The following is a 10,794-nucleotide window of genomic DNA, read 5'->3' as shown; positions in this document are numbered from 1 at the left end:
GTGCGGTCATGCGGATGCGTCCTCCTGGCGGGATCGGCGGGGGTGGTCCGGTGCGGTCGGGGTGGGCACGGCGGTCAGCCCTTCACGGCGCCCTGGGTGACGCCCGCCATCACCCAGCGCTGGGTGAACAGGTAGGCGACGATCGCGGGCGCCATCGCCATCAGGTACGAGGCGAACGCGACGTGGTAGTTGTTGCTGAACTGGTTCTGGAACAGGTTCTGCCGGACCGGCAGGGTCTGCAGCGCCGGGTCGGAGATGATCAGCGACGGCATCATGAAGTCGTTCCAGGCGTACAGGAACGCGAAGATGCCGACCGTCGCGCTCATCGGCGCCAGCAGCGGGAAGATCAGCCGCCAGAACGTCTGCCAGGTCGTGGCCCCGTCCAGCCGCGCGCTCTCCTCCAGCTCCTCGGGGATCGACCGCAGGAACGCCGTGAACAGCAGCACGCTGAAGCTCAGCTGGAACATCGTCGCCAGCAGGATCACGCCGAACGGGTTGTCGAGGCCGACCCGGCCCGTGAGCTGGATCTGCGGCAGGGCGACGACCGGGAACGGGATGAACATCGCCGCGAGCAGGTAGTAGAAGGAGTACCGGAACAGCCGGTGGTCCCAGTTCCGCATGATCGCGTACGACGCGAACGCGGCGAGCAGGATCGTCGCCACGACCGTGCCCGCGGTCACCAGCAGGGAGATGCCGGCACCGACGGGGAACCTCGTCAGGTTCCAGGCCTCCACGAAGCCGTCGACGCTGAACGGCGCGGGCAGCGAGAACGCCTGGCCGTCCACGGCCTGCCCCTGCGTCTTGAACGCCATCGACACGGTCACGTAGAGCGGCAGCAGGACGGTCACCGCGCACAGCGCCAGGACGACCGTCCCGGACCAGTTCGTCCGCTCGGCCCGCACGCGGCCGGTGCTGCTGCGGCGGGCAGGTGCGGCCGCTGCTGTCGTCGTCTGCGTCTGCGTCGCCATCACGAGGCCTTCCGGGTGCGCGTCAGGGAGAGCTGCAGGAGGGAGATGAGCACGGCGACGACGAAGAAGATCGTCGCGTTGGCCATCTGGTAGGCGTAGTCCCCGCCGTTGAAGCCGGCGATGATCGTCATGGCGACGCTGCGGGTGGCGGTGCCGGGGCCGCCGTTCGTGAGGCCGACGATGATGTCGTAGGCGTTCAAGTACCCCTTGAACCCGAGGATCACGTTGATGACGACGTACCCGGCGACCAGCGGGACGGTGATCCGCAGCAGCTGCTGGACCTTGCTCGCGCCGTCCAGGTCGGCCGCCTCGTACACGTCGCCCGGCACCGACAGCAGCCCGGCGATGTAGATGAGCATCGTGCCGGGGATCGACTGCCACGCCGTCACGAGGACGATCGCGACCCACGCCAGGTCCGGGTTCGCCAGCAGGCTGGTCTCCAGCCAGCCGATCCCGGCGGCCGCCCCCGCCGCGGGCAGCGAGTTCGAGAACAGGAAGTTGAAGACGTAGGCGATGATGATGCCGCTGATCACCATGGGGACGACGAACACCGTGCGCAGCGCCGTCCGCATCCGGATCCGCGAGGTCAGCCCCACCGCGAGCAGGAACGCCACCAGGTTGACGACCACCACGGTGGCGACCGCGAAGCCGAACGTGAACAGGTAGCTCTGCAGGATCGCGGGGTCGCTGAACATCGCGACGTAGTTCGTCAGACCGACGAAGCTCCAGTCACCGATGCCGATCGAGTCGGTGAAGCTGAAGAAGATGCCGATGATCCCCGGCACCGTGATCGCCAGGGTGAACAGCACGACGGTCGGCAGCAGGAGCAGGTAGTAGATCGGCTCGACACGGCGCCGCGGGCGCCTCGGCGCCGGGCTCGCGGCGGCCGCGCGGGCGGCGGTCCCGGTCGTGACGGTGTCGGTCATCGCGTCGGCTCCTTCGTCTCCGTCACCGGGGCGGGCTGCCGGAAGGCGAGCCGCGCCCAGTCCGCGTCGAGCGTGCGCAGCATCCGGGCCGGGTCCTCGCCGAGCAGGACCGCCTGCGCGTAGTTGTTGACCGGGATGGTCTTGGGGATGAGCACCGACGGGCCCTGGTACACCCGGTTGTCCTCGTAGTACGCGGCCATCCCGGCGACCCGCGGGTCGTCCACGGGGGCGGCGTCCGTCGTCGGCGTGAAGCCGAGCTGCGAGGCGTTGTAGGCCTCGATGACCTCCGGGCGGTACAGGTACTCGAGGAAGTCGCGGGCGGCCTCCGGGTGCTTCGCCTCCACCGGGATCCACGCCGCGAGGTCGACGTTCACCCGGACCCGCAGGTCGTCGGGGTCGTCGGTCATCGGCAGCGGGAACGTCCCGACCGGGAGGTCCGGCGCGGTCTTGGCGATCTCGCTGAACGCCCACGGCCCCTGCAGGTACATGGCGGCCTCGCCCTGCGCGAAGGCCAGGTTGCCGTCGCCGTACCCGCGGCTGGCGGCGTCGGGGTTCACGTACCGCGCGAGCTCCGTGGCCTGCTCCAGCGGCCCGGTGAAGTCCTTCTGGAAGGACACCGCGCTGCCGGGCCCGACGTCCGTGCCCTGCTCGGCGAGCCGGTCGAAGAAGTCGAGGACGTCGACCTGGCCGCCGACGGCGTAGTCGAACCAGCCCTGCGCGACGGTCCAGTCGTCCTTGAACGTGGCGTAGATCGGGGTGATCCCGGCGGCCTGCAGCGTCTCGCAGGCGGCGATCAGCTCGTCCCAGGTCTGCGGGACCTCGATCCCCTGCTCGGCGAAGATCTGCTCGTTGTAGATGACCGACGCCGCCATCACCGAGTACGGCAGCGCGCTGGTCCGCCCCGGGTACGACCCGTACTGGTCCATCAGCGGCTGCAGGTCGGGGCGGATCCGGGTGGCCGCCTCCGTGTCCGACAGGTCGCTGAGCGCCCCGCGCTGGACGAACCGCGCCGACTCCATGTTGTAGTTCGCGAGCGCGATGTCCGGCGGGTTGCCCCGGACGAAGCTCGCCGACACCACGTCCACGCCGGAGGTGTCGAGCACCACCCGCACGTCGGTCTGCGCGGCGTTGTACTCGTCGACCAGCTCCGTCATGAAGCCGATCGCCTCGCGCTTGCTGAACGCGAACCGCACCTCGTCGCGGCCGTCGCCGGCGCACGCCCCGAGCAGCACCCCGCTCGTCAGGACCACGAGCGCGGACGCGACGGCCCGGCGCACGCGCCGCACCCGTCCCGTCCGCACCGCGGGTCGAGAGATCCCCTGCACCATCGTCCCCTCCGTCGCGGACACCGGTCGGGCGAACTTCATCGTCGCCCACTAGATCTACTTGGCAAATCAACTCGCCTCGGGCAGTGTGGCAGCGCTGAGGAAGGACGGTCAAGACCTGTGACGACGCAGAGCCCCCGCGCGGCGGCGCGGCCAGCGAGCCTGGACGCGGTGCTGTCCTGCGCCTGGGACGCCGCCGAGCTCACCGCCAGCGACGTCATCGCGGCGACCGGCCTCACGCGGTCCACCGCCATCGAGGCGCTCGACGCGCTCACGGCCGCGGGACTGCTCCGCGAGCTGCCGAACGCCCGCGCGGCCGGCGCGTACCGCAAGGGCCGCCCGGCGCGCCGGTTCGAGCTGCGCGCCGACGCGGCGGTCCTGGTCGGGGTGGACAGCGGGCAGGTGCACGTCACGGCCACCGTCGCCGACCTGCGCTGCACCCCGCTCGGCACCGCCCGCACCGTCCTGGGCCCCGCCCACGACGACCCCGCGGAGCGGCGCGCCGCGGTCCTGGCGACTGTCGACGCGGCGCTCGCCGACGCCGGCAGGGACCGCGCGGACGTCCTGGCGTTGTGCGCCGGCGTCCCCGCCCCGGTCAACACGCGCGGCGACTCTCCCCCGCACCCCGACGGGTTCTGGGACCGGATGAACCCCGGCCTCCGGGACGCGCTCGCCCGTGTCGCCCCGCTCGTCCGCGTCGAGAACGACGCCTCCCTCGCCGCGATCGCCGAGGGCACCCGTGGCGCGGCGGTCGGCAGCCGCAACTACGTGGCGCTGCTCGCGGGCGAGCGCCTGGGCGCGGGCGTCGTCGTCGACGGCCGGGTCCTGCACGGCGCGCACGGCGGCGTCGGCGAGATGGTGGCGTTCGACCTGGTCGAGGGAGTGGGCGCGGCCTACGGCCTGGGCGCGCGCGCCGCGGAGTGGGCGGCCGAGGCGGTCGCGCGCGGCGAGGTGGCGCCGGACGGCCCGCTGGCGGCGGCCTCCGCGGCGGCCACCCCGCTCGACGGTCGGCAGGTCCTCGGGCTCGCGGCCGCCGGGGACCCGGACGCGCTGCGCGTCGTGCAGCGCGTGGGCGCGATGCTCGGGCGCGTCGTCAGCGTCCTGGCCAGCATGTTCGACCCCGAGCGGATCGTCGTCTCCGGCGCCGTCGCCGCCGGGGTGCACCAGGTGGTCGAGGCGGCGCGGGCGGCGCTCCCCCCGGGCCTGCACCTCCCGGCGCCGGAGCTGGACATCTCCCCGCTGGGCGCCGACGTGGTGGTGACCGGGGCGATCGCGGAGGCGTGCGCGGCGGCACGGCGGCACGCGCTGGACCTGTGGGCGGAGCGCGGGGCCTGAGGGCGCCCGACCCTTTCGCTTCGCCGAGATAGGGCCTGCCCGTCGAGATCGGACCGTACAAGGCCCTATCTCGGCGGGAGGGTCCTATCTCGGCGCGGTTCGCCGCCGCGCCGACGGACCCCCGGACGCGAAGAACCCCCGGCCGGATCTCTCCGACCGGGGGTTCCCCGTGATGTGTGGCTTGTTCGGCTAACTCTCCGACCAGGCGGTACGTCTTCGCTGGTCAGGTGCCGTGTACAGGCCGAGGGTGCAGTTGTGTACAGGCACTTAACCTCGACCCAGCAGGAGGGTGGAGTTGGTGCGAGTGTCCCCTTGTCCTGACCACCACCCGGAGGTCGATCGGGCTGCCGACCGCTTCGTCCATCAGAGGCTCTCGGCGGCGGTCTGGACCCGCGCCGGCTATGCGCAGTTGTACGTGCCGCGCGTCACCTGGGTGCCCCATCCGAGCTGGACAATCGGGGGGAACTTCACGCCGAAGCAGTTGCCGTTGGAGTAGAAGTCACCGGCCTGGGTGGAGAAGATGTGCGCCCGGACGCCCACGATCACCCCGGCGGCCGCTCCGACCGCCGCACCGACAGGACCAGCCACGGCGGTGGCCGCGGTGGCGATGGCGCCGGCGATGGCTCCCGCGTCGCCCCCGAAGTCCCTGATCTTCTTCGTCCATGCGCGGTCGAAGCGGATGGTGCAGGTGACGATCCCGCAGTCGCCCTGGAACGAGGGGTCCGACACGATCGGGAACGCGGTGTTCTCGTCGACGGCCACCTCCTGGACGACCGAACTGCCTTCGACGCGGTAGGTGGTCGCGAGGGCGTTGCCGTCCGCGTCAGCCGCCCAGGGCGCATCGATCGAACCGACAGAGAGCTCGATCGAGCCCTCCTCGGTCGTCGCGGTCGCGAAGAGGCTCACCGACCCGTCTTCGTTGAGCTCGGGCGTCAGGTCGGTGAAGACGTACTCCACGTCCTGCGCAGCCCGCGCGTCCGCCATCACCGTGTGCACCCGGGCCTCGTCGGCTCCGACCTGCACGGCGACGGTCACGCCGGCCTCTTCGCCGTAGACGACGGTGCCGTCTGGCGCGATCGACGCGTCCGCGCCGTTCCCGGGGAGCTTGACGGTGATCGGAACGCCCGAGTCACCCGTAACAGTGAGCTCTCCAGCCGAGGTCGCAGGGACCTCGGCCGCCGTGTCCGCGCTCGCTCGCGTAAGGGCGCCTTCGACAAGTGTCACCGACTCGTTGGTGACCTCGTTGGGACGCACCTGATCGATGAACTCTGCGATCGCGGTTGCGTCTGACTGCGGCTCCGTTGCCGAAGCGGAACCTAGCCCGGTGCATGCGATGGCAATTGCGACGGCCGCACCAACGGCCCCCCTGGTCGCTCGTTGCATCTCTTTAACGCCTCCTATTGTGGTTCTTATCGGCGGACTTGCCGATAAGTTTCTAGGCAGCACTCTTGGGCACGACGAAGCACACGGATCGCTCGGAGCGATCCGATCTTGACCTGGGTTACGCGCCTCTTAGGTGTTGGCGATGTCGCGCTTGGCGTTGACCAGCCGCACGGCGGCGACGCACCACATGGGAATCGAGCCGACCACGGCCAGGACTACAGCAGGCCCAGCGCCAAGCGGCGTCGCTTGGAGCAGGCCAGGCACGTACGCGGCCATGAACGCGCAGAGCAGCGCGACAGAGGCTGCGATGCGATACGACATCGGCAGGCTCACGGCGAGCCAGAACACCAGGGCCTGCCCCACACCGAGAATCAGGATCCACCAGATGGCGCCAGACGAGTCGGAGCTCAAGACCGTCAGCGCGATCGCCACTGCTGCCGTGGCCGCCAGGACCAGGGAGGCGATCCCGTTGACATACGGGGATATGCGCTCGTCTTGATTCCCGAGCGGGTTCGACACTGACGCGTTCATGCGGTCCCCCATGCTTTGTTTCTTCTTGTTCGATACCAAGAAGGAGCCTCGACGAGAGTCGTGGCGCGCTCCATACCGAGGCCCGAGCATCGCTTGCGCTGTTGGAACGAGCGACCATCGGAACTCGTTCATACTGCTCCGCCGACCACGGACTCGACACGCGTTTCCCGACCGAACTGTTGTGATGCGCGTCACATCACAGCCGCCGGCCTGGTCACGCGCCCCGGCTGGGCGGTACTCATCCCGAGTTCAGACAGGGCGGGTGGCGCTGTGCCAACCGGCCGCGCCGAGGTCAGTCGGCACGATCGCAGCCGCGATCCTCTCCGCGATCACTTCGATGCTGTCTCGCGCGGTCTCGAAGCCGCGAGGTCGGGCAGGATTCCGCTGCGCTCGGCGACCTGGTCGAAGGTGACGTCGTGAAGGACTGGGAGAGCATCGGCTTGTGCAGGAGCGAGCCGAGCTCTCGCTCGGTCCAGAACCACCGACGTGGTCTGCAAGGAAGCGGAGTAGAGGCTGGCGCCGACCTCCTGTCCATCGACCCGCGCAGCCCATCTGCGCCCCCGTGCGATGCCAGCGGTCATGACTTGCGCGCCTTGGGGACCCGCGCCTGGCGCGCTCGATGTGATTGCTTGCCTCGCCACCGTCGTCTACGCCGGTCAGGTGACGGATTCCGTGTTCCGGCTAACTCTCCGACCAGGTGGTACGTCCTCCCTGGTCACGTTCCATGTACAGGCCGAGGAAGGTGTTGCGTACAGGCGGGAAGCCTGCGCCGGAGTTCGAGCGCTAGTCGATGGGGACGTACTCACCGGCCATTGGGTCGATGCTGATGCGATCGCGCAGGAGGTTGCGGTCGACGCCGAGTTCGAGCGCGACCCAGGCACGGAACACGAGAACGGCTTCTCTCCACCTGTTGGCGAGGTGCACCGAGTCAGGCAGGGCCCGGTTGGCGTGCTTCACGGAGTTGTACGCACCGGCGAATTCCGTCGCCCACACATCCGGTGCGAACGGCAGGACATCCGCCATGGGCTTCGCGATCCGCTCGAACCTCTGGACGTAGTTCAGCTTGTCTGCTTGCTTCTCAGACTTGCCGTCGATCTTGTGCGCGAGGAGGAACCCGAGCGCTTCGAGTCCGATGCCGGCCTGGGACACCTTGCTCTCGATCGCGGCGTCCGCGTTGTACAGGCACGAGATGAGCGGGTCTACGGCTCGCTGGTAGTCCTCGCGGAGACGGAGCCAGTCCCTGACGCCATCGACTCCGACGTCAGCGAACTGAACCAGGTGCCCCTGTCGAGTAGGAGACGGCGCGTCGTTCAGGACGCCCTCGATAAGGGTCGGTGACCACGTCCGGTCTTCGGCGGTTCGGTCGGAGTCTGCCCTGGCGGATGCTCGTGTGAGCTCCTCACGTCTCCATCGGGAAACCGCCAGCAGGTCACGCAGACCACGATGGACGGAGAGATGCACGCTCCAGGGACGTGCTTCGTCATGCCAGGTCTCGACGTGAAGGTGCTCACGCATCTCCACCACGTCCGGGTCGGGCTGCGCGGTTGTCCAACGGGGAACGAGGGTCAGACCGTCGACACCCGGCACCACCATCGTCGCCGGCGAATCGAGCTTGAACGCGATCGTCTCCATGCGGCCAGCCGCGTCACGCGTCTTCTCCGCAGTCCGGATGCTCTCCACGCCGAGCCACTCGCGCAGGCCGGACACGGTAGTGCGCAGTCCCTGGATCGTCTCGTACGTCGCTTCCGTCGGGACGCGCTCCATCACGACGTAACGGGCTGTCACCCGTCCGCGCCCGGGGCCTCCGAGCTGGCCGTTCATCCCCACCGCTCGGCAGCCGATCAAGTTCACCGACCCGCGCTCGTCTCGGAACGACAGCAGCCGCGGAACGGTGTAGTCGAACTTGGTGCGTCCGGGGTCGTCCTGGATCTGGATACCGTGCATGAACCACCGCGCTGGGGCCGAGAGCGGCGACTCCCAGAAGACTGACAACGTCACTGCGTCACCGCGGCGCCCAAGTTGTCCGAGAGCTTCCGGCGTCTCCGGCCGCCCGTCGAACACGTGACCTATACGGGTCTCACCGTCGTCCAGCACGTTGCGCTCGACCATGTTGCCTCCCCGAGTCTCCACAGACTGCGGCTGCCGCATGTGACAGCCGGATCAGCCCGCGTGCGCTCGCCCGAACGGTCCGGCGAGGCGAGCGCACGCGTGCCTCCTAGAGAGTGGCGGACCCGGCGTTGTCGCGGACGTTGTCAGCGGCGCGCTGAGCGGCGGACCTGCTGGAGAACGACTCGCCGGACGAGGCGACCTTGTCTGAGGAGCGCCATGCCCGCCACCGCCAGTTGCCGCCGGCGTCCTGATACACGTCGTACCGCGCGGTGGCGGCTCCGGCCTTGAAGCTGGCTGCGGCACGGTGCGCGTTCGCAGAGGACGCGAACGTCTCACCAGCCCACGCGACCTGCTCGTTGTTGTTGGCGTACAGCCACCAGGAGTCCTTCCCGGCGGTGTTCTTCCCCACGCTGAACCTCATTGGTCTTCCTTCCGACATCGTGATGGTTGACCGCTGAGCCGACGTCACGTCAAGGCGCCGGCTCAGCGGCAGGTCACCGACCCCGCTTGGGGGTCTGCGACAGGGCGGACGCCGCAGCGGACTTCTCCGCCTTAGTCGACTTCGGGTTCGCCAGGACCTTGCTTGCGGCGCTGGCGGCCTTCGTCCCGGTCTGTCGGGTGTTGTTGGCCATCTCGATCACCTCCCTCGTGCCTGCTTGCGCACGGCACATCGAGGTGTTGTCATGCCGGAGTATCACCACCGCACGACGACCTCGTGTGCCTCGAACGCCCGGCCTGCCAGCCGGGCGTTCGTCGTTGGTGGGGCCGGTTGGTCCCGTGCTCATGTCAGCACGTGTCGGCTGCTGCCCGAGCGCGACACGCCGATGCACGCGAATCACGCGCGTCAAAGACTGGACACCGTAAGGTGTTTCGCGCGACCTACGCACGCCGCGATGGGTCACTGCAAGGGAAAGCCAGTCCTCTGAACTGCGTCGACGTACGCGTCGAACTCCGAATACGCGCGACCTACGAGGCAGAGACATGAGCCAGGCCACCGAACCGTTGCACACCGTCACCGCCACACACGCAGACGAGACGGGGACTGACCTCGTCGACTACTGCGCGCGCCCCAAGTGCCGCACGGAGTTTCGTCAGAGCGCCGGGCGGGGGCGGCGACGCGACTACTGCTCCGAGACGTGCCGGCGCATAGCCGACAAGGAGTACAAGCAAGCGAAGGCCACCGTGGAGCACTTCGAACGGCTCGCGGAGCGGTCACGGCATGACGTGCGAGCGTTTGGTCGCGCTGCCGACGAGCTGGACTCGACGTCCGACGTCTCAGCGGATGTGGCGGTCGAGCGAGCCAAGGGAGCGATCGAGCGGGCTCGGGCCGTGCTGCGATTCGCGGGTGACAGCGGCGATGCGTATGCGACCGAACTCCGTGCCCTGAGCGAGTCGATCGAGCCAGCACTTCGGTTGCTCCGCTAGCAGCGCTTCAGTTCAGACTCCGAGGGCCTGCGAACTCGGCAGACTGCACAGGTGAGCATCTCCAGCGAGACACGCAAGCGCCTATGGGCACGCTCAGGGAACCGATGTGCGCTGTGTCGGCTCGAGCTCGTCCGCGACGACCAGGGCTCCGAGCCTGGCGCGCTCATCGGACAGGAAGCGCACATCACCGCCCGCAACCCAGGTGGCCCTCGCTACGAGCCAGTTCCTGTCGACGTCCGCGATGGTTACGCGAACCTCGTCCTGCTGTGCGCGAACGACCACGTCCAGGTGGACGCCCAGCCGGAGCGATACACCGTCGAGCGGCTGCGCGCCTTGAAACGGGAACATGAGACATGGGTGAGGGATCGCCTACGGCCGAAGACTCCTGCCCACGCAGAAGCGACACGCGTCGTGCCGCTGCGATCGGGTGACGCTGTGTGGAACGTAATGTCAGGAGCGCACGCATACCAGACAGGCGCCCCGGGGAGTCTGCCCGACGACGTCGCCGATCTCGTCGATGACGCGCTGCAGGTGTTCGTCGACTGCGGCGAGATCAGCGAGGACATCACCGCCGGCGGGCTACGAGCGGTCCGGGACGCCAAGCGGGCGATACAGGCCGAACTCGACGCTCTGGCCTCCGCCGACTTAACAGTCCTGGGCGGGCGCCGCCGGGGCGAGATCGCACCGGGCTTCACAGGCGACATCGCGATCGTGCACGTCGTGACTACCGATGAGTTCCGGACGCTAACCTCTCCTCCCGAAAGCGATGCTCCCGTTCAGTGACCGCCAGGC

At 69.0% G+C, this 10,794-nt stretch carries 10 protein-coding genes; 3 read left to right on the top strand and 7 right to left on the bottom strand.

Features of this window, described 5'->3' with window-relative positions; translation table 11 throughout:
- Positions 1 to 74: 74 nt before the first annotated feature.
- From MHY85_RS02345 to MHY85_RS02335, 3 genes are read right to left on the bottom strand one after another with little or no spacing between them, the layout of a single operon-like run.
- The gene (locus tag MHY85_RS02345) at positions 75 to 968 is read right to left on the bottom strand and encodes a carbohydrate ABC transporter permease (RefSeq protein ID WP_239192624.1); all 894 of its coding nucleotides are present in this window, start codon (positions 966 to 968) and stop codon (positions 75 to 77) included.
- Complete coding sequence (locus tag MHY85_RS02340; protein WP_239192621.1) at positions 968 to 1,894, bottom strand: carbohydrate ABC transporter permease; 927 nt, start codon at positions 1,892 to 1,894, stop codon at positions 968 to 970. Before MHY85_RS02340 ends, MHY85_RS02345 begins: the two co-directional genes overlap by 1 nt.
- Positions 1,891 to 3,222 (bottom strand): ABC transporter substrate-binding protein, encoded by a 1,332-nt coding sequence (locus MHY85_RS02335; RefSeq protein ID WP_374232687.1) that lies wholly within the window; start codon positions 3,220 to 3,222, stop codon positions 1,891 to 1,893. Before MHY85_RS02335 ends, MHY85_RS02340 begins: the two co-directional genes overlap by 4 nt.
- Before the next feature lie 117 nt (positions 3,223 to 3,339).
- Here MHY85_RS02335 and MHY85_RS02330 point away from each other — a divergent pair, with 117 nt between their 5' ends.
- A complete protein-coding gene (locus MHY85_RS02330) occupies positions 3,340 to 4,554 on the top strand; it encodes an ROK family protein (RefSeq protein WP_239192615.1) in 1,215 nt (404 codons plus the stop codon).
- Between the two features lie 399 nt (positions 4,555 to 4,953).
- Here the strand turns inward: MHY85_RS02330 and MHY85_RS02325 are convergent, their stop codons facing one another.
- The 4 genes from MHY85_RS02325 to MHY85_RS02310 all read right to left on the bottom strand — a co-directional run bounded on the left by MHY85_RS02325 (position 4,954) and on the right by MHY85_RS02310 (position 8,998).
- Entirely contained in the window at positions 4,954 to 5,937 is a 984-nt protein-coding gene (locus tag MHY85_RS02325) for a hypothetical protein (protein ID WP_239192612.1), read from the bottom strand.
- 129 nt (positions 5,938 to 6,066) lie between these two features.
- The gene (locus MHY85_RS02320) at positions 6,067 to 6,507 is read right to left on the bottom strand and encodes a hypothetical protein (RefSeq protein ID WP_239192609.1); all 441 of its coding nucleotides are present in this window, start codon (positions 6,505 to 6,507) and stop codon (positions 6,067 to 6,069) included.
- 744 nt (positions 6,508 to 7,251) lie between these two features.
- Positions 7,252 to 8,577: a HEPN domain-containing protein gene (locus MHY85_RS02315; protein ID WP_239192606.1), complete on the bottom strand. Its 1,326-nt coding sequence runs from the start codon at positions 8,575 to 8,577 to the stop codon at positions 7,252 to 7,254.
- A 106-nt stretch (positions 8,578 to 8,683) separates the two neighbouring features.
- On the bottom strand, positions 8,684 to 8,998 hold the full coding sequence (locus MHY85_RS02310) for a DUF1508 domain-containing protein (RefSeq protein WP_168431562.1): 315 nt from the start codon (positions 8,996 to 8,998) through the stop codon (positions 8,684 to 8,686).
- 560 nt (positions 8,999 to 9,558) lie between these two features.
- Between MHY85_RS02310 and MHY85_RS02305 the strand changes: the two genes are divergently transcribed.
- Together MHY85_RS02305 and MHY85_RS02300 are read left to right on the top strand one after the other, a co-directional pair.
- Entirely contained in the window at positions 9,559 to 10,002 is a 444-nt protein-coding gene (locus tag MHY85_RS02305) for a hypothetical protein (protein ID WP_239192603.1), read from the top strand.
- A gap of 51 nt (positions 10,003 to 10,053) precedes the next feature.
- Positions 10,054 to 10,785, top strand: a complete 732-nt coding sequence (locus MHY85_RS02300) for a hypothetical protein (protein ID WP_239192600.1) — start codon at positions 10,054 to 10,056, stop codon at positions 10,783 to 10,785.
- Positions 10,786 to 10,794 lie beyond the last annotated feature (9 nt).

This window comes from Cellulomonas sp. ACRRI (assembly GCF_022346185.1).
GTDB lineage: Bacteria > Actinomycetota > Actinomycetes > Actinomycetales > Cellulomonadaceae > Cellulomonas.
Note: the sequence above shows the minus strand (reverse complement) of the source record. Positions and strands in the feature narration are given on the sequence as shown.